The following is a 21052-nucleotide window of genomic DNA, read 5'->3' as shown; positions in this document are numbered from 1 at the left end:
CTCAAAAGAAATAATACACTCATACACTCTTTATGTCAACAGTCAAGTTCTCTATTTTTGATTAGTCAAAACTTTTTTATCTTTAGGGCTTTCAACTGTAACGGTCAGCTTGCCCTTCTTAGAACCAACTTTGATTGAGTCTTTAGCTTTGACATGTCCCATCAACAATTGTTCACTAACAGGATCTTCAATCTCACGTTGAATCGTTCTTCTCATCGGACGAGCACCATACTCTGGATTATAGCCATCTTTAACTAAATCGCTATAAGCCGTAGGTGTGATAACTAACTTAATTTCTCTTTCAGCAAGTCGTTTTCTCAAGTTATTACTCATAATCTTAGCAATATCCTTCAATTGTTCCTTGTTGAGTGACTTAAAGACGATTGTTTCGTCGATTCTATTCAAAAATTCAGGACGGAAGAAGCGTTTCAATTCGGCATTGATTCGTTCTTGCATTTCCTTGAAGTCATCGTGAACATCTTTTGCGCCAAAACCGACTGACTTATCCTCTTCAAGTGATCTAGCACCCAAGTTAGAAGTCATAATAATGATTGTATTTCTAAAATCAACTTTACGACCCTTGGCATCAGTCAAAATACCGTCGTCCAATACTTGTAGCAAGATATTGAAGACATCAGGATGAGCTTTTTCAACTTCATCAAGCAATACAACTGAATATGGTTCATTACGAACTTTTTCAGTCAATTGTCCACCGTCATCAAATCCTACATAACCTGGAGCAGAACCGATCAATTTTGAAGTACTGTATTGTTCCATGTACTCAGACATATCGACACGGATTAAATTGTCTTCTGAACCAAACATTACTTCCGCAATCGACTTAGCTAATTCTGTCTTACCTACACCAGTAGGTCCTAAGAACATAAATGAACCAATTGGGCGATTAGGATCTTTCATTCCACTTCTGGCCCGACGGATTGCACGAGAAACAGCATTAATTGCATTGTCCTGTCCAATAACGCGTTTATGCAATTCACTTTCAAGGTTAAGCAATTTTTCGCTTTCCTTACGTGTGATCTGTTTAACTGGAACACCAGTCCATTCGGCGATAACTTCCGCAATATCGTCAGCACCAACAACTGGTTTCTTTTGTGTGGATTTTTTATTCTCTAATTTAGTAATTTTAGCTTGTAGATTTTGTTGTTCTTCACGAAGCTTAGCTGCTTTTTCAAAATCTTGATCAAGAATAGCATTATTCTTATCATCCATTAATTTCATGGATTGGTCAGTTAATTCTTCAAGCTTATTATTCTTTGATACATTATGAATTCTAACTTTAGCTGAAGCCTCATCCATCAAATCAATAGCCTTATCAGGAAGGAAACGATTAGTCAGATAACGAGTGGAAAGACGAACTGCTTCCTCAACAGCCTCATCAGAAATTGTTAAATTGTGATGTTGTTCATATCTAGGACGTAGACCCTTCAAAATTTGAACTGAGTCTTCAGCACTAGGTTCTTCAACGTAAACTTTAGCAAAACGACGTTCTAAGGCTGTGTCTTTTTCAATATATTTTTGATATTCATTAGAAGTTGTTGCACCAATCAATTGCAATTCACCACGTGCTAAAGCGGGTTTCAAGATATTTGAAGCATCAATTGCTCCTTCAGCACCACCGGCTCCAATCAATGTATGCAATTCATCAATAAAGAGAATGACATGTTTATCTTCATAAATTTCTTTGATAATTTTCTTTAAACGATCTTCAAATTCACCACGATACTTAGTACCCGCAACAAGCGAACCCATATCGAGCATCATAATCCGTTTGCCCTGCATGTCTAGTGGAACTTCTTTTTTAATAATAGCAATGGCTAATCCTTCAGCAATAGCAGTTTTACCAACACCAGGTTCACCCACTAGAACAGGATTATTTTTAGTCCGACGACTCAAGATTTGAATCGTTCGATCAACTTCTTTTTTACGTCCGATCACTGGATCAATTTGATTTTCACGGGCCAAATTAGTTAAGTCACGAGCCAATGAATCCAAAGTAGGTGTACCCTGAGCTTGTTGACTCTTTTGCTTATTAGTTAAATTGGCTGCAAAACCACGACGCGCAGCTTTGTTTGACATTCCCATTTTGCTTAATAACAACGACTTAGTCTTAGCTAGACTCAATCCTAAGTTAACCAAAATTCGATTAGCTAAATTATCAGCATCATCAAGAATTGCCAACAAAATGTGTTCGGTACCAATACGATTGGCTTTGTAAACGTTAGAATCTTCCTCTGCATTGCTTAAAATCAATTGTCCCTTAGGAGAATAAGGCAAATAAATTCCCTTAGCAGTATTAGATGAGACATCTCCATAACCTGTCAGATGTTCAATCTCCTCTTCAACATCTTGATCACTTACAGCTAGATCTCTCAAAGTAATACCGGCAATACCATCATTTTCCATTACTAACCCAAGTAAAATATGTTCGGTACCAACGGCATTATGGTGAAATGCCTTGGCTTGCTCTTGAGCTAAAACAAGTGCATTTTTGGCGCTTTCGGTAAATACTTTGTCCATTAATGTTACCTCTACTTTTTAAGTGTCTGATTAGAAAGTATAATTATGTTTCAAAAAAAAGCAATTAATTTATCTTATACAAGGAAACAAATAATACAATTAACCACCTTCAATTAGAATCCTAACACATTCAGACCATTTATATACTCTAATCAGATTTACATTCTGAAATTAATTTTAGAGAACTAAAAAAGGCAACTAATTCATTTCAGAATTAATTACCTTTTAAACTTATTTAGAAATCGGGAAAACAAGATTCGAACTTGCGACCCCCACGTCCCGAACGTGATGCTCTGCCAAGCTGAGCTATTTCCCGAATTCTTTCTCTAAGCGGAAGACGGGATTCGAACCCGCGACCCCCACCATGGCAAGGTGATGTTCTACCACTGAACTACTTCCGCATTATGGCTATGCCGACTAGAGGATTCGAACCTCCGACCCCCTGTTTACAAGACAGATGCTCTGCCAACTGAGCTAAGTCGGCATTATGTCAAACGACATCTAACATAATACACAATAACCAATCTCTTTGCAAGACCGATCATATAGATAAGAACCATTAAGCAAAATGCTTAATGGAGGATACAGGGATCGAACCTGTGACCTCCTGCTTGTAAGGCAGATGCTCTCCCAGCTGAGCTAATCCTCCATAGTGTTTCTCGCTTGAAACAACTATATAAGTATACCTTTCGATTATAAAAACTGTCAACAAAAAATTTAGACTATTTTGAAAATAATTTAATTAACCATTTTAAAATAGTTTATCGCTTAAATATTTTGAAAAATGCTACAAAAAAAGTCAGACTCATTAGTCTGACTTCATTTAATTATTATTCTTCATTATCTGCATTATCCTCTGGTCTCATGGTTGGGAACAGAATAACATCACGAATTGATGGTGCATCTGTTAATAGCATTACTAAACGATCAACACCAATTCCTAGTCCACCTGTTGGTGGCATACCATATTCCATAGCTTCGACAAAGTCGTTATCAATATGTTCAGCTTCATCATTACCCTTTTCACGCTCAGCAGCTTGGGCTTCGAAACGTTGTTTCTGATCAATAGGATCATTTAATTCAGTAAAGGCATTACCAAACTCATGACCTAAAATATAAACTTCGAAACGATCGGTGAAAGTTGGGTTCTCCTTATTCTTCTTAGCTAATGGAGAAACTTCAAGAGGATACTCATAAACAAAAGTAGGTTCTTTAAGAGTATCTTCAACGAATTCTTCGAAAAATTCAGCGATAATGTGACCAACACCCCAGAAGTCTTCGTAATGAACACCTTTTTCATCAGCTAGTTTTCTAGCCTGTTCAAGATCCATATCTTGACTGAAGTCGATACCAGTTTGTTCTTTAATAGCATCGACCATCTTAATACGTTTAAAAGGCTTGCTTAAATCAATTTCTTCACCTTGATAAGTTACCTTTTGCGTACCATTGGCTTTTTGAGCAGCATGTCTGAAAAGTCCTTCGACTTCTTTCATAACATCTGTCATATCCCAATAAGCTGCGTATGTTTCCAATGAAGTATATTCAGGATTATGTTGTGTATCCAATCCTTCATTACGGAAAGCTCGACCAATTTCATAAACTCGCTCAAAACCACCAACAATCAATCGCTTAAGCGGCAATTCAAGCGCAATACGAAGGTACATTTGCATATCCAAAGCATTGTGGTGTGTGATAAATGGTCTAGCACTAGCACCACCAGCTTGAGTATTCAAGACAGGAGTTTCAACTGACATGAAACCTTCGCCATCCAAATATTCACGAATAGCTGAGATAATTTTAGTACGCTTCTTAAAGCGGTCAAAACTATCTTGATTAGCAATTAAGTCCAAATATCTTTGACGATAAATCTGTTCAACATTAGTCAAACCGTGGAATTTATCCGGCAATGGACGCAATGACTTAGAAAGCATTGTGACGTGAGTAGCTTTAACAGTCAACTCACCCATATCAGTTTTCATAATTTCACCATGAATACCTAGGTGATCACCAATATCAGAACGTTTGAAGATATGATAATTTTCCTCACCAACAACGTCTTTACGTACATAAATTTGAATCTTGCCACTTCTATCACGGATATCGGCAAAACCAACTTTACCTTTACCACGTTTAGACATCATACGGCCAGCAATAACGACTGGTAAATCCTGTTCTTCAAGGACTTCTTTGTTCTCGTCACCATACTTGTCATGAATTTCTTGGGCTAGAGCCGTTCTTTCAAATCTGGAGCCGAATGGATCGACACCTTCATCATAAAGTTCTTGAAGCTTTTCACGTCTGACCCTTAGTTGATCATTCATGACTCTCTTCTTCTTTATATCTTCTTTTGTTGGTTGCTTTTTCTTATTTTCGTTACTCAAAATTTTTCCCCCTGTCTACGAAATTTTTGAAGATCTCGCTTCTCGTTTTTCGTAACTTTCAACAAATTGATCTAATGTGTCAAACACTTCAGATAATGTATCTTCTTCCATCACTTTAGCACGTGTCCTGACAGCGTGGGGAATTCCCCTTAGATAATATGCTGCCTGTTGACGAAATTCTGGAACACCAACATGCTCACCTTTTAAGTCTACCAGACGTTGGAGTTGAAGTTTAGCTATATTAATTTTTTCTGCAACACTTGGTTCAGGAAGCAATTCTCCAGTTTCTAAATAATGATTCATCGCATTCAAACGCCACAAATTACCTAGAACAGCTCGACCAACCATTGCTGCATCAGCGCCAACATCTTCAATCATCATTTTAGCGTCCTGAGGCGTTTTTATGTCACCATTTCCCACAAAAGGAATCGAAACATTTTGGGCCACTTCATGTAAAATATCCCAGTTAGCATGTCCTTTATACATCTGAGCCTTAGTGCGACCATGCATCGCAATTGCGCAAGCTCCACCTTCTTGGGCGGCTAGAGCATTCTCAACAGCTAAGATATGATCATCATCCCAGCCAGTCCTCATTTTTACAGTTAGCGGCTTTTTTATCGCCGAACTAACAGATTTAACTGCCTTATATAATTGATCAGGGTCTCTTAACCAATAAGAACCGGCACCAGTCTTAGTTACCTTTTTTACTGGACAACCCATATTAATATCAATAATATCAGCACCAGTATTTGTATCAACATATTTTGCAGCTTGAACTAACGATTCGATTGAACCGCCGAAGATCTGAATGCTTACTGGATGTTCTTTAGGATCGACAAACATCATACCTAATGTTTTCTCATTATGGTATTTAATGCCTTGATCACTGATCATCTCGCAGACAACTAATCCAGCCCCAAACTCACGAGCAGTAACTCTAAAAGCTGAATTAGTAATACCAGCCATTGGGGCTACAACAATCTGATTAGGAATTGTCACATTGCCGATTTTCCATTCCATCATTCTACCTCTGTTTTTCTATTACAACTTGCAATAATAACAAACTATTCATTCATATGGCAAATGTAGCTAGTTTTTTTCGGCAATGATTTTTTTCAAATCGGCTTCACTAAATTCATATTTATTGTTACAGAACTTACAAACTGCCTCGGCTCCATGATTTTCATCAATCATGGATTGAAGATCTTTAGTTGCTAATGTTCCTAACGATTTAGAGAATCTTTCTTTAGAACAATCGCACTTAAATTGAACTGGCATATTATCAAGCACTTTCATGTCCAAGCCGTTCATAATCTTGTCCAAAATTTCTTCATTGGTTAAACCTTCGTTTAGAAGTGTCGACAAGTTCGGAACAATTTTTAAATTAGCCTCAATTTTACTAATATCTTTATCAGTTGCTCCTGGCATTGTTTGAACCAGAAAACCTCCGGCAGCACCAACTTGTTCATTTGGTTCCACAAAAACTGAAACACCGATAGCTGACGGAATTTGCTCAGACTTAGCCATATAGTAGGCGAAATCCATTCCAATCTCACCAGATACCAAAGGAACCTCACCGGTAAACGGTTCTTTTAAATGCAAATCCTTAGTGATACTCAAAGTACCCTTATCACCGACAGCTGACTTAACATCAATGTGCCCATCTTCACGAGCTTTCAAACTAACATGAGGATTAGTAATATATCCCTTGGTATTTCCTTTAGCATCCGCATCAACTACGATGGCACCAACGGGACCACCACCTTGAATACGAGTCGTTAGAAGCTCATCTTCTTTTAGAGTCGATGTGGCAACTAAAATTGATCCAATCATTGTCCTACCTAGAGCAGCACTGGAGTTTCTCCAAGTATCATGTCTTTTTTGAGCTTCTTGAACTGTTTGAGTTGCGTTAACAACATAGACTCTAAACTTTCCATCTTTAGAAACTGCTTTGGTTAAATTATCGCTCATAGTTCCTCCGTTCAAAAAAGCGACTCATACGAGTCGCTCTTTTTTATTAATCATTATTATCTTTGTTATCAGATGAATCATCAGATTGATTTGACGACTTGTTTTCATCTGGTGTCGAAGTAGTATCTTCTGACTTAGTTTCGTCAGTCGTACTATTTTCATCAGATGTCTTAGTTGCGTCTTTTTCTGAAGGATAAACTGTCTCATCAAGATTCTCATCATTTGACTTGTCAGACTTATTCTCAGAATCATCATTCGATGTTCCTTCTGTCTTTTGCTTTTCAGCATCCTTTGCTTCAGCAGCCTTTTTTGCTTGTTCAAAGGTTGCAGCACTTTCACTTGGAAATTCTTGGTTTGCATCATTGGCAGGCATCTTACCTGTATTGTACAAGCTCAAGATTTCCTTTTCATCAAGTGTTTCGTACTTCAATAGAGCCTCAGCAATAATCTTATGCTGTTTACGATGTGTCTCAATAATTTCTCGGGCACGTTCGTGATCTTCATCAATAATTCGTTTAACTTCTTGATCAATTAATTTAGCTGTATCTTCTGAATAAGAAGGTAATTGACGATAATTACCGCCACTAAATGGTTGACCATTCTTTTCAAGTTGAACTGTTCCTAAACGATCAGTCATACCATATTCAGTAACCATAGTACGAGCAATTTGAGTAGCCTGCTCAAAGTCATTCGAGGCACCGGATGAAGGTTGTCCAACGATAATTTCTTCTGCTGTACGTCCACCAAGCAAACCAGTAATTTGTTCATTCAATTCTTTCTTAGTTGCAAGGTTTTGATCATCCTTAGGAAGCATGATGGCATAACCACCAGCACGACCACGAGGAACAATCGTAACTTTTCTAACGACACGAGAATCACTTAAAACTAAACCAATCAGAGCATGTCCAGCTTCGTGATAAGCAACCGTGTGACGTTCTTCTTGTGGAATAACACGATTCTTCTTAGCAGGACCAGCAATAACACGATCTTCAGCTTCATCAAGATCTGTTGAATCAATCTTTTGCTTGCCACGACGAGCAGCAACCAAGGCAGCTTCGTTAAGCAAGTTTTCTAGATCAGCACCAGCAAAGCCTGGAGTTTGTTGAGCAATAGCATGTAAGTCAACATCATCTGTAAATGGTTTATTTCTAGCATGAACTTTCAAGATTGCTTCACGACCCTTAACATCTGGACGACCGACAAGAATCTTTCTGTCAAAACGACCTGGACGTAGTAAAGCCGGATCAAGCACATCAGAACGGTTAGTAGCAGCCATAACGATGACACCCTCATTACCAGTAAATCCATCCAATTCAATCAATAACTGGTTAAGAGTTTGTTCACGTTCATCGTTACCACCGCCACCGGTACCAGAACCACGTTGACGTCCAACGGCATCAATTTCATCAATAAAGATGATTGATGGAGCATCTTTTTTTGCATTTTCGAACAAGTCACGAACACGTGATGCACCAACACCAACGAACATTTCAACGAAATCTGAACCAGAGATAGAATAAAATGGAACCTTAGCTTCACCAGCAACAGCCTTAGCTAGTAAAGTTTTACCAGTCCCGGGAGGACCCTCAAGTAAGACACCTGCCGGTATTCTGGCACCTAAGGAAACATATTTCCTAGGATCTTTTAAGAATTCAACAACTTCAACAAGTTCTTGTTTCTCTTCTTCAGCACCAGCAACATCAGAGAATCTAACTTTATTTTTCTTAGGATCCTCTGGTTTGACCTTGGATTTACCAAAGTTCATGACACGATTTGCGCCACCACCTTGGCCTCCACGGCCCATCATTGCAAAGATTATAAAGAAGAACAATGCAAAGGGAACAATAACCGTTAAGATTAATGAGATCCATTGACCTGATTGTGACTTGGGAGCAGCAGTAGTCTTAACTCCCTCAGCCATAGCGGCGTTATTTATTCTCTTTAACGTATCATTGTTAGGCAAAACAGTTGAGCTAAATGAAGTTACTTCACTAGAAGTACTTGATTGAGCACGGCTAAATAGTGACACTGAACGTGTAGTTTTAGCTTTTTGAGCTTTCTTGTATTCACCAGTTACTTGATAAGCTCCCCCAATAGGTTCTAATTTGAAATTCTTCACTTTGCCTTGCTTTAATTGTGTGATGAATTGGTCTTGGCTTAATGTCTTTGTTTGGTCTGAGGACTGACCACCAGCAAACCAACTTGCTGCAAGAACCAAAACAACAAAGAGCAAGATGTAAAACAGGCTATTATTAATTAACCTATTTCGATTATTTTTCATACATTTCCTCCTAAATTACTTAGACGTTACATATTGTAACATTGGCGAACAGTAACACAATAATAATTGTAACTCTATCTTAATTATTTTGTACTATATATGTCTGGTTTTAATATACCAACATAAGGTAAATTACGATAATGTTCATCATAATCCATCCCATAACCAACAACAAACTCGTCTGGTATTTGAACACCAATATAGTCAACATCAACGTGCTTAACGCGTCGAGCCGGTTTGTCCAAGAACGAAACTAACTTAATTGAGTTTGCATGTCGTGATTCAAATAATTCCACCAAACGATCCAAAGTGTACCCAGTATCAATGATGTCTTCAACAATAACGACATCACGACCACGTACAGAAGTATCTAGATCTTTAATTATTCGAACATCACCAGTTGTGACAGTATTTTCCCCGCCATAACTTGAAACATCCATAAAGTCATATTCCATTTTAAAATCTAGACTTTTAACTAAATCCATCATAAACATTGCTGCACCACGTAAAACACAGACAAATAGTGGATTCTTGTCCTGATACTCTTTTGTTAGTTCTTTTCCTAAACGTTGAATAGTTTTGTCAATTTCTTTTTCAGAGACCAAAACTTTTTCAATATCTGAATTCATTCTCTTACCTCAATCAAGTTTTATTTTGTAGTGATTATTACCTTTTTTTAAATAATCACTCATATTGTAAATTTTTTCAACCCAAACTATCTGATTATCAAATAATAAAACTAAATAATTATCTCGTTTATATTCAGGTATCTTTTTGTTTATAAATCTCTTGCTCAACTTCTGATGTTGTCCATCAGCTATCAATAATTTATCACCATCACGACGCGTTCTTAAAGTAATTGTTTTCGGAATCCAATCGGTTGTTAAACTAAAGTCTGTATTATTAGCCGTCAAAGTAAATTTCTTTTGAATAAAATTGATTTCTTGTCCTAATGTAACTGAAACCGCACTTCGTTCCATTGGCTGTGATTTCTTTATCACAAATTTATCGTAACTACGAATAAATTGCCAAGAATCAGCTAAATCGATTGAAGCATTGGCTTCATTCCCTGAAACGATTCCCACGATTTCATCAATCTGTCGATTACTAATAGCAATTTCAAAATGTTGTTTAGTAAAAAAGTTGCCCCAAAACAAATTTTGCTGATCATAATCTAGTATCCGAACGGGATTAATTAAACCGATAACTTGCTGGTCAACATTTGAAACCTGCATAGCTTCTTCTATTTCTTTGAATTTACTTTTGGCAAGATCTAATAAGGCAATCAATTGCCGTTCAAAGAAATTGAAGTGCGTTAACATTTGCCCGTTTTCTTTTTGTAACTCTGGGAAAATATTGTTTCGCAATCGATTGCGCAAGGTTATATTACTAAAATTAGTTTGATCTTGAACATGATGAATATCATGGATATCAGCTAAAACAGTAATATCAGACTTAGCAAAATCTAATAACGGACGTACGATTTGACCATTGGCAAATGGACGTTGCTGCTTTAAACTAACGACTTCATAGGCGTTACCTGAACGAATTAGCTTCATCAAAATATTTTCAGCTAAATCGTTGGCATGATGAGCTGTCAATAAAGTGTCAAAATTATTAGATTGCATAATTTCTTTAAAGAAACCATAGCGAAATTGACGAGCAGAAGCCTCCATCCCTACATTATCTTGTGGTTTATTCATCCACTTAGTCGTAAAGAATTGATATTCATTCTTGGCGCAAAAGTCTTGGACAAAAGCCACTTCATCAGCACTTTCTGGGCGAAGATCATGATCTACATTGACCACTCCAAATTCAGTCTTTGGCAACAATTGCCCAATGATATTTAACAATACCATCGAATCGACGCCACCGGAAACGGCCACTAGAACTCTTCTCGCATTATATTTTTTCAAAACTTTTTTCACTGTATTTAAAACTTTATTATCTAACTCCATTGATCTTCCTTAATCAAACTTAACTAACAAAACATAATTACCGTCTTAAAATTAATATCCGTGATAACCACAACAACGATTACCACGGATATTTGCTTGAATGCTCAAAAGTCGAACATCATGTCCCACTTCTTACAGTTAAGCTAACTGTTTTGTGGTGAGTTTTTATTCTTTTTAAAATTAGCTACGACGACCACCACGGCCGCCACGTTTTCCTTCAGTATTTTTCTTAATCGTACTCAATCGCTCTTCACTTTCCTTCATGAAGCCTGACATCATATCGTCAAAGCTTTCGGGTTTGTGAGATTTATGTTCGTTTCTTTCATGAGAATGATGTGCATGATACTTAGGCTTTGGTTTATCAGAAGCCTGCTTGATCGAAAGTGCAATTTTATGATTTCTTTCATTAAGAACTAAAACCTTTACGGTATCTCCAACACTAAGTACATCGTGAATATCCTTAACGTAACCATCAGCGATTTCACTGATATGTACCATTCCGCTTTGTCCTTCTCCTAGGTCAACGAATGCCCCAAAGTTTGTAATTCCAGTAACCTTACCTTCTGTTTTAGCTCCTACTTCGACTGTCATCTAATTAAAAAAAATTCCTTTCCCTATTTTTGAATCGTAGTGGTTTTAACATCGTTGGGCAAATTATATACTTGTTCGCCCGGTTTGCTATACATGTACTTTTCGCGAATATACTTTTCCAAGTAACTCGTATCATGAAGCTGACTTACTTCAAGTTTTAAATCACTCTGCAGTGACTTTTGCTTATTCAGCTTCGTTTTACTAACTTCAATTTGTTCCATTGTGTTGGCATATGTTCGATGCGCATTAAAAATTTGAACGCCAAATACAACCATGATAATTGCAAAAACAATTCCGATCACTGCGATACGTCGACGATGAACTTTCTTGACGTAATTATTAGGCTTGGGTGACGGAGGTGTTTGCGACTGTTTAGGCTTTAAAACGGAAACATTTGAATTTAGTTTATGTACTTCCATACCACTACTCCCCTAGAAATGATTACTTTGAGTATAACAAGTTTAAGCAACTATTTGAATAATAAAATCAGCAATTTTAATCCAATTCTAATTATTTAATTTAAACTTCCTCATACATGTCGGCGGAATCATTCTTCTTAGTTGTTTCTTTGATGTTAAGAACTTTAACTTTCATTGTTTTTTCACCAAAGTGCAATTCAATTACATCGCCAATAGAAACTTCACTTGAAGATTTAGCAACGTGTCCATTGATTGTGGCACGACCGTTATCAGCAAATTCTTTAGCGACGGTTCTTCTCTTAATAATTCTCGTAACTTTTAAATACTTATCTAATCTCATTTTTAATCCTCTATTCTCATAATCTTAGTAAGATATTTTCCCATGGGTAATATTTCCCATTCTTGTTTAGTCAACATTTTCCAATGCTTGGATAATTTCAAATAAACAAACGCTCCAATTGGAATTGCTACTACATTCAACAAAACACTATTGATTCTTGTCGTAGTAAAACCAATTGACAATAACTCAACTATAATTTTAACAATAATTGCCATTACTACGCCAGCTTTTAACAAATTAATGATGAAAGCCTTATCTAGAGATAAGAAATCCCGATTAAAATTATAAATAATCAAAATTCCAAACAAAATCACGCACTCACTAAACACCGTAGCCAAGGCAGCTCCAGCAATGCCAAATTTTGGTACTAAAATAATATTTAAAGCCACTTTAACTACCAGTGACATCAAAAAAAGTACCAACTTATGGATATTCTTCTCATCATCGCCACTAGTAACTGCTACTAATAAATTAATAAAAGAAACTATTACGATTGACAACATATAGATGCTCAAAGTTAATGAGCCACTTGTATTAGTAAACAACATCGTATTGATCTGGGGCATCAGAGCAATTAAACCAGCAGTCTCTGCTACCGATAACCACAGACAAACTCGAACCATCTTAGAGATTGTCTTCTTATTTTGTTTTAAACGGTTCTTTTCCCTTAATTGGGGCATGATGGTTGAAACAAATGACAAGGAAATAACTATTCCTAGCTGCAATAAGGGTTGTCCTCGATCAAAAATTCCCTTTTGAATTTCGGCTTGATCTAGTGACATTCCAAAATGCATCAATAGTCGCAACATCGAAAATGAATCAATGAATTGATAAAAAATCGTGATCCCTGTAAAAAATACAATCAAAACGATTTCTAAAGCCAATCCGTGCTCTAATCTTATCGTGTTATCACGCTTGTCATCTTGCAGCATTCGTTTGCGATATTTCACAAAAGTACCTAGTAAAATCATTACAGCTAAAATTCCACCAATAAAGGCACCCGAATTAGCCAAAGTTCCCATGTTATAAACATCAATTAATCCATGTCCAAACATTAAGGCACTGACAATAATAACAACAATTCTTAAAAATTGTTCCGAAACTTGAGAAATGGCACTAGGTGTCATCAACAGATCACTTTGAAAATAGCCTCTCAAACTAGCTTCAAATGGAACTAATAAAAATGTTAAAGAAACAGCTCTTACTTCCAAATAAAGCCTGGGGTCTCCCATTAAAAATGCCAAGTATCTTGAAGACATCCACAATAACCCCGTAACGACAACACAGGATATCAGCAAACCAACAAAAGTTTTTTTCAGCAAATGATTCTTAGAAGAAATATTCTTTTGCTGAGCAAAGGTCTTTGAAAGCACGACCGGTAATCCTGATAGTGCCAACACGGAAAAAATACCATAGATTGGATAAACTTGTTGATAGATGAAATATCCCCGATCACCTACAATATTTTGTAACGGAATCCGATAGATTGCACTCAATAATTCAGAAAATAATGAGGCAACCGTCAAGATCCATGTCCCCTTAATCGCTCGTGACACTTCTTTTTGCATATTAGTTTTTAATTTTTTCTTTCTTTAATTTGTCGAAACCTTTAGCCATTTTTTGAGCAAATACTTTTAACTGGTCGAACCAATCATCTTTTTTGACGCTGTCAGCATCTAAAATAATCATAAATTCACCATTTTTATTGTTGACTTTAGCTTTCATGGTCGTATTACTCAAGAATTTAAAGACTAAATCACCGGTTAAATAGTCACCGGCTTTTTGTGAAAACTTAATTGTTATCTTATTATTTCGCATAATGACACTCTTTACCAAAGATTCATCGAACGAATTCTTCAATAAACTAACATCTAACAAATTAGCGACCTCTTGGGGATATTCTCCGAAGCGATCCAATAATTCTGATTTAACTTCTTGATAATTCTCCAAGGAATCAATCTGACGAATTCGTTTATATAACTCAACTTTTTGACGTTGATCGCTGATGTAATCTTCTGGCAAGTAAGCTTCCAAAGCCAAATTAAGTTCAGAGTTAGTCTTTTCAGCCTTAGTATGACCACGTTTTTTAGCAACTGCATCATTTAACATTTGGGTATAGAGATCGAAACCAACTGAGTCGATGAATCCATGTTGTTGCTTACCCAATAAATTACCTGCACCTCTGATTGACAAATCACGCATAGCAATCTTAAAGCCTGAACCTAATTCCGTAAAGTTCTTAACAGCTTCCAAACGTTGTTCGCCGACCTCAGTCAATACCTTATTAGGGCGATACATCAAGTACGCATATGCAACACGATTGGATCTGCCGACACGTCCTCTAATTTGATAAAGTTGCGACAAGCCATAACGATCAGCATTTTCCACTACTAAGGTATTGGTATTAGGCATATCGACACCGGTTTCAATGATTGTCGTCGTTACCAAAACATCGTATTCACCTGCTAAGTAATCCGAGATGACACCTTCCATTTGCGTCTCATTCATCCGACCATGAGCAGTCGCAATTCTAGCGTCAGGGACCAAAGCCTGAATTTGATTAGCTACTTGATCCATGTCTTCAACCCGATTATGCAAATAGAAGACTTGCCCACCACGAGCCATTTCACGCTTGATTGCACCAGCAATAACTTGGTAATTTTGTTCCATAACATAAGTTTGGACTGGATAACGATTGCTTGGAGCCGTTTCAATTAAAGATAAATCACGTACACCTAACATCGACATATTTAAAGTACGAGGAATTGGGGTAGCCGTCAGCGTTAAGACGTCCACATTATTCTTTAACTGCTTAATCTTTTCTTTGTGCTTAACACCGAATCGCTGTTCCTCATCAATAATTAGTAGGCCAATATCATGGAATTTAACATCTTTAGACAACAAACGATGCGTTCCCACCACAATATCAATTGACCCCTCTTCTAATTTCTCAATGATTTCTTTACTCTGCTTACGCGTCTGGAATCGTGACAACATCCCAATTTCCACGGGGAAGCCATCAAAACGTTCCTTCATTGTTTCGTAATGCTGTTGTGCTAGAAGTGTGGTTGGCACTAAGAAAACGACCTGTTTACCTGCTTCAACAGCTTTAAAGGCTGCTCTTAAGGCAACTTCAGTCTTACCAAACCCAACATCTCCAACTAAAAGTCGATCCATTGGATGAGGTTTTTCCATATCACGCTTGATTTCGTCCACTGACCGTAATTGGTCTGGTGTCTCAGGATATGGAAAGGCATTGTCAAAGTCATCTTGCATTGAATCGTCTTTAGGAAAAGCAAAGCCCTTTTCGGCTTCACGTTTGGCATATAGATCAATCAAATCGTCAGCAATATCTTCAATATTTGACTGAACTTTTCTTTTAGTCTTTTGCCATTCGTTGCCACCCAACTTGTTGATTCGAGGTGACTTACCTTCGGCAGAAACGTACTTTTGCACCATATCCAATTGTGTAACTGGAATAAATAAACGACCATCGTCTCGATATTCGATCGTAATATAGTCTTGATGTTTACCGTCAACTTCCATCGTCTGCATACCGATAAATTTACCGATACCGTGATTGACATGAACGACATAATCGCCCGGCTTTAACTCGTTGTAACTCTTTAATCGTTCAGCGTTAGCTAATGTTTGATAACGACGCTTCTTGGGTTGTTTATTGAATAATTCCTTTTCAGTAATAACAGCCAGTTTTTCTTCTGGCATTTCAAAACCAGAACTCAAACTGGCGTTCATAATTTGGGTCTGATTCTCAACGACTTTTTCTTTAGTCGTCAATGTAGCTTTAATACCGAAATCGGTCAAGGTATTGCTTATAGCTTTAATCCGTTTTTCGTTACTGATAGCCAACAAAACTGTATAATCTTGTTTTTGCCAACGTTCTACTTCGGACTTTAATAAAGGCATTTGACTGAAAAATTGCTGCATTGTTCTGACAGGAACATTTTGCAATTGATTCAAGCGAATGTGACCCATCCCTTGTTGAAAAGCTGACAAGTAGATTTGAGCCAATTGACTAGTCTTTATCAAATCGGAAAAGTTTTGGCGAATCTTCTGTTCTGGTAAAGCTTTCCCAAATTCCAATTGACTAGCTAACCAAGATTGATTCTCTGCTTGACTGTCATTTGATTGTTCGACCAAACGATTATACTCGTCAAAAATCAACAGGTCTGATTTATCCAGATAGTTCAAGAGACTGCTGGGACGGTCAAAGATATAATCAGCTATCCGACCAATATTTTCTGGACGAATCCCTTCTGACAATTCTTCAATTATTTGACCGAAATTAACTTGCAAGTTTTCTTTAATATCTTTATCTTCAACAGACTTTACTTGTCGTTCGTAACTCTTTTGCAATTTTTGCAAACCCGCATGAACTTGTTCATCAGTCACAACTCGATCACTAGCTGGCAAAATTTTAATTTCTTTTAATTCTTCAACACTTCGTTGAGTTTCTGTATCAAAAAACTTAATCTTTTCAACTTGATTTCCAAAGAAGTCAATTCGCACAGGATTATCCACATTCAAAGGATAGATATCGACAATATCCCCACGGATAGCGAAATCCCCAGGTTTAGCAACTAACTTATCTTTAACATATCCCATTTGAACGAATTGTTGATTCAAATCTTCCAAATCATATTCTTCATTGACGGCAATTTTTAATTGTGCCGCTTGAAATAATTCTTTAGCCGACAATTCATATTCCATTCCAGCCACCGAAGTGACCACAATTCCAGATTCATCACTAGCTAAGAAACTCAAAGTATCCAAACGTTGACTTAGTTCATCTGGCGAACTCGTAGCTAATTCCGTTGAAATCGACTCTTCAACTGGAAAAATATGGACTGCATCGCTATCCAACAAATTTAAATCGTCGTACAACTTATTGGCATGAAAATTAGTATTTTCAACAATTAAGATTTTTTTATTGGTTTCCCTTAGGGTTTCCAATGCAAAAAGGGAAATTGTTGATCCCGTTAAACCTGTCAATAAATTATTTGTTTCAGGCTTAACTTGACTAATAAATTCCCCTAAGTTCAATTTATTGGTAATGAAATTTATTAAATCCAATTTTTGCCCCCTTTAATTTCTAATTATATTTATTCATCAATTGATCATTTGTTTTACCATCGACCCAATCTTTAACGATCTTTACAGCTTTATCAATACCTGACAAAGCTAATGGTTCCTGATCTTTATTGAAAGGCGTCAACACCCAATTGACTACTGACTGCTTATCGGGGTGTTGTATACCAATCTTAATTCGACTGAAATCTTTAGTTCCCACAGCTGAGATTATACTCTTAATACCATTGTGACCACCAGCAGAACCCTTTGTTCTTAATCTAACTTTACCAATAGCCATATCCAAATCATCTTGAATCACCATTAGTTCTTCCGGTTTAATTTGGTAATAGCCCATTAAAAAGTTAACTGCACGTCCTGAATCGTTCATGAATGTTAATGGTTTCACGAGAAAAACTGTTTCGCCAGCTACTTTGAATTTGCAGTATTCTGCTTCAAAATCTTTTTTCATTTGTGTTTGACCGTATTCGTCCATTAATTTATCAATAGTCATAAAGCCCATATTATGCTTTGTTCGATCGTATTTTTTACCTGGATTTCCTAAGCCAACAATTAGTTTCATATTTAATATACCTCATTTCGAACTTATATTATATCATGTTAAAAATACTATTTTTTCACTTTTTTCACTATCGGCTTGTTTATTTGCCTTAATTATTTGTATAATGGGTCAGGAACATATTATTTTCGAAGGGATGATATTTTATAATGACAACTCCAACAAACGAAAAGAACCATCAAAAAGTACTTCTAGTTGGTGACGGTGCTGTAGGTTCAACATTTGCCTACGCAATGACACTTCAAGGTATTGCACAAGAACTAGTTATCTGTGATATCGCAAAAGACAAGATTAAGGGTGACGCAATGGACCTTGCAGATGCAATTCCATTCTCATTCCCAAAGAACATTCACGCCGGTGAATATTCAGATGCTAAGGATGCAGATCTTGTTGTTATCACTGCTGGTGCTCCACAAAAACCAGGCGAAACAAGACTTGACCTAGTTAACAAGAACTTGAACATCTTGAAGACAATTGTTGACCCAATCGTTGAATCAGGATTCAATGGTATCTTCTTAGTTGCTGCTAACCCAGTTGATATCTTGACATACGCTACATGGAAACTTTCAGGCTTCCCTAAGGAACGTGTAATTGGTTCAGGTACATCACTTGATACTGCTAGATTACAAAAATTCGTTGGTGAAGAATTAGATCTTGACCCTCGTTCAGTTCATGGTTACATCATGGGTGAACACGGTGATTCAGAATTCGCTGCATGGTCACATCTAACAATCGGTGGCGTTACAATGGCTGAATGGATGAAGTCACATCCAGAAATCACTAAAGATACTCTTGACAAGATTTACAAGAAGGTTGTTAACGCAGCTTACGACATTATCAATACTAAGGGTGCTACATTCTATGGTATCGGTACTGCTCTTGCAAGAATTTCAAAGGCATTGCTAAACGATGAAAACACTGTTCTTCCATTATCAAATATGATGACTGGCCAATATGGCGTTTCAGACATCTACATCGGTTCACCTGCTATCGTTAACCGTAAGGGTCTAAAACAAATCATCGAAGTTCCATTGAATGATGAAGAATCAGCACAAATGAAGAAGTCAGCTGCAGAACTTGAAAAGATTCTTAAAGATGGTTTTGAAGCTACAGGTATCGAAGGTCGTCAATAATCTTTGATTCATGCTTAAAAAAGACTGAAACAAATGAAAAATTTGTTTCAGCTTTTTTTTTGTTCTAAATTACTGTATTATTAATTCAATTATAGTTGGATAGGATGTGAATATATATGTTAGTTAAATCACTTGTACTTAAAAAGGACAAGCTGACCACAGTTAAAGAAACAGTTACTCTTGAGGAAGCTTTAAAGGTCCTAGAAGACTCTGGTTTCCGTTGTGTGCCAATTTTGGATGAAAGCGGACAGATATTTAGGGGTAACATTTACAAGATGCACATCTATCGTCATAAGTCACGTGGCGGTGATATGAGTTTACCTGTAACAACACTTATGAAGAATGCTACTAAAACTATCAGCGTGGATTCACCATTCTTTAAGGTATTCTTTAATATCAAAGATTTGCCTTATATCGCTGTTTTGGACGAAAATAACTTATTCTATGGAATCTTGACTCACTCAAGATTGCTCAGTATGTTATCTGACGCCTGGAACCTTGATATCAGTAGTTATGTCCTAACTGTTAGTTCTTCTGGCGATCGTGGCGATCTAGAGAAGATGTCAAAAATCTTTGCTAAATATGTTTCTGTTGCCGCTTGTATGACTTTAGATGCAAAATCAAATGAAGTCGTACGAAGAACACTCTTTACGCTTCCATCAGGCACTAGTGTTGATACCTTAAAGGAAATCATCAAACGTCTTGAAAAGAAGAGTTTTGTTGTTTCTGAGATTGAAGATCTAAAATCTGGTAAGATTCTCGACAAAAATACCTTATAATTAATTTGGTGTTTCTAAAACAAAACCGTTTTTAAAACAAAACCAAAAATCCGTTCTAATTAAAGTGCAACACAAAAGTTAGACAAAATTGAATATTGTTAAGCTGATAAGGCATGTTCCCTGTATTCGCGGGGAGTCATGCCTTTTGTTTTTCTTGAGATGCGTCGATTGTTAAACCAATCGATGTACTCCTTAGAAAGTTTCCTAAATTCTTTCATATCTTTACAAGGTGGAAATCCATTGAGACATTCTGTTTTGAATAGATGAAAGAAACTTTCGATTGGCGCATTGTCGAGACAATTTCCTTTGCGAGACATGCTCTGTATAAATCCATCTTCAGAAAGCCTATCAGTATAATAATTTAGTTGATAATGCCAGCCTTGATCTGAATGTATCACTGGGTTGCTTCCTTTAGGTATAACTGTCGTTAATTCATTTAATGTATCCATAATTAATTTACTATTGGGACTATTACTTACTTGGAACGCTAGAACTTCTTTGCTTGCCTCGTCGGTAATTGCGGAAACATAAGCCCATTCGTTATCCCTTAAACGAACTTGTGTGACATCTGTATGCAGGACTTTAAAGGGCTCAGTTTCATTAAACTGTTGATGTAAAATGTTGTGTGCGACCTTTCCAACAGTTCCTTTATATGAGGAATACTTTCCATTTTTATGACGATTATAAAGATTTACTTGAACATTTAACTCATTCATCAAGCGACGAGCTACGGCATCTGCTATGTGAATATCTAGTTTAATTAATCCTTCTTGTACGCGACGATAACCGTAGGTTAGGCGTCCACGACATTTTCCACTTTCAGTAATTTTTAATATTTCAGTTTTTATATCTTTGTACTTATCTACATGATTTTTGATATGTTTACGCTCATCATGGTAAGTGGCCTTTTTAAGTCCAATGGCCTTAAGAATATCGCCTATCTTATACCGTTCTGCTTTTGGAAGAGACTCTTGTTCTACCCTGATCTGATCA

Annotated in this window: 16 protein-coding genes and 4 tRNA genes; 2 read left to right on the top strand and 18 right to left on the bottom strand. The window is 36.8% G+C overall.

Translation table 11 applies throughout. The annotated features are described in order from the left end of the window. Positions 1-51 precede the first annotated feature (51 nt). From LA20249_RS10470 to pth, 17 genes are all read right to left on the bottom strand, one after another. Positions 52-2538, bottom strand: coding sequence for an ATP-dependent Clp protease ATP-binding subunit (locus tag LA20249_RS10470; protein WP_057738722.1), 2487 nt, complete (start codon positions 2536-2538; stop codon positions 52-54). 242 nt (positions 2539-2780) lie between these two features. Then, a tRNA-Pro gene (locus LA20249_RS10465) sits at positions 2781-2854 on the bottom strand. Positions 2855-2867: 13 nt separating this feature from the next. Further along, positions 2868-2939 (bottom strand) — tRNA-Gly (locus LA20249_RS10460). Between the two features lie 10 nt (positions 2940-2949). Continuing rightward, positions 2950-3022 (bottom strand) — tRNA-Thr (locus LA20249_RS10455). Between the two features lie 92 nt (positions 3023-3114). Next, positions 3115-3187: transfer RNA gene (locus LA20249_RS10450), tRNA-Val, on the bottom strand. A gap of 181 nt (positions 3188-3368) precedes the next feature. Then, positions 3369-4859, bottom strand: coding sequence for a lysine--tRNA ligase (gene lysS / locus LA20249_RS10445; RefSeq protein ID WP_057738827.1), 1491 nt, complete (start codon positions 4857-4859; stop codon positions 3369-3371). 75 nt (positions 4860-4934) lie between these two features. Next, complete coding sequence (gene dusB / locus LA20249_RS10440; protein WP_057738720.1) at positions 4935-5939, bottom strand: tRNA dihydrouridine synthase DusB; 1005 nt, start codon at positions 5937-5939, stop codon at positions 4935-4937. A 69-nt stretch (positions 5940-6008) separates the two neighbouring features. After that, a complete protein-coding gene (gene hslO, locus LA20249_RS10435; RefSeq protein ID WP_057738718.1) occupies positions 6009-6890 on the bottom strand; it encodes an Hsp33 family molecular chaperone HslO in 882 nt (293 codons plus the stop codon). Positions 6891-6936: 46 nt separating this feature from the next. Continuing rightward, entirely contained in the window at positions 6937-9171 is a 2235-nt protein-coding gene (gene ftsH / locus LA20249_RS10430; protein ID WP_057738716.1) for an ATP-dependent zinc metalloprotease FtsH, read from the bottom strand. An 83-nt stretch (positions 9172-9254) separates the two neighbouring features. Continuing rightward, complete coding sequence (gene hpt, locus LA20249_RS10425; protein ID WP_057738714.1) at positions 9255-9800, bottom strand: hypoxanthine phosphoribosyltransferase; 546 nt, start codon at positions 9798-9800, stop codon at positions 9255-9257. 9 nt (positions 9801-9809) lie between these two features. Next, on the bottom strand, positions 9810-11129 hold the full coding sequence (gene tilS / locus LA20249_RS10420) for a tRNA lysidine(34) synthetase TilS (RefSeq protein ID WP_057738712.1): 1320 nt from the start codon (positions 11127-11129) through the stop codon (positions 9810-9812). Between the two features lie 180 nt (positions 11130-11309). Beyond that, entirely contained in the window at positions 11310-11720 is a 411-nt protein-coding gene (locus tag LA20249_RS10415; RefSeq protein ID WP_057738710.1) for a S1 domain-containing RNA-binding protein, read from the bottom strand. Between the two features lie 23 nt (positions 11721-11743). Then, on the bottom strand, positions 11744-12139 hold the full coding sequence (locus LA20249_RS10410; protein ID WP_057738708.1) for an FtsB family cell division protein: 396 nt from the start codon (positions 12137-12139) through the stop codon (positions 11744-11746). Positions 12140-12239: 100 nt separating this feature from the next. Next, entirely contained in the window at positions 12240-12479 is a 240-nt protein-coding gene (locus LA20249_RS10405; RefSeq protein WP_057738706.1) for an RNA-binding S4 domain-containing protein, read from the bottom strand. A 2-nt stretch (positions 12480-12481) separates the two neighbouring features. Continuing rightward, positions 12482-14047 carry a putative polysaccharide biosynthesis protein gene (locus LA20249_RS10400; protein ID WP_083477915.1) on the bottom strand — a complete coding sequence of 522 codons (1566 nt, stop codon included), beginning with the start codon at positions 14045-14047 and terminating at the stop codon, positions 12482-12484. Between the two features lies 1 nt (position 14048). After that, on the bottom strand, positions 14049-17573 hold the full coding sequence (gene mfd, locus LA20249_RS10395) for a transcription-repair coupling factor (protein WP_057738702.1): 3525 nt from the start codon (positions 17571-17573) through the stop codon (positions 14049-14051). 19 nt (positions 17574-17592) lie between these two features. Next, complete coding sequence (gene pth, locus LA20249_RS10390; protein ID WP_057738700.1) at positions 17593-18150, bottom strand: aminoacyl-tRNA hydrolase; 558 nt, start codon at positions 18148-18150, stop codon at positions 17593-17595. Between the two features lie 146 nt (positions 18151-18296). On the opposite strand from pth, the gene LA20249_RS10385 reads away from it, so the two are divergent. Further along, on the top strand, positions 18297-19280 hold the full coding sequence (locus tag LA20249_RS10385; RefSeq protein ID WP_057738697.1) for an L-lactate dehydrogenase: 984 nt from the start codon (positions 18297-18299) through the stop codon (positions 19278-19280). Positions 19281-19396: 116 nt separating this feature from the next. Then, positions 19397-20059 (top strand): cyclic di-AMP binding protein CbpA, encoded by a 663-nt coding sequence (cbpA, locus tag LA20249_RS10380; protein ID WP_057738695.1) that lies wholly within the window; start codon positions 19397-19399, stop codon positions 20057-20059. Between the two features lie 98 nt (positions 20060-20157). On the opposite strand, the gene LA20249_RS10375 is transcribed toward cbpA, so the two are convergent. Further along, the gene (locus LA20249_RS10375; protein WP_335583118.1) at positions 20158-21045 is read right to left on the bottom strand and encodes an IS3 family transposase; all 888 of its coding nucleotides are present in this window, start codon (positions 21043-21045) and stop codon (positions 20158-20160) included. Between the last annotated feature and the right edge of the window lie 7 nt (positions 21046-21052).

The sequence above is a fragment of the Companilactobacillus alimentarius DSM 20249 genome (genome assembly GCF_002849895.1).
In the GTDB taxonomy this organism is placed as follows: domain Bacteria; phylum Bacillota; class Bacilli; order Lactobacillales; family Lactobacillaceae; genus Companilactobacillus; species Companilactobacillus alimentarius.
Note: the sequence above shows the minus strand (reverse complement) of the source record. Positions and strands in the feature narration are given on the sequence as shown.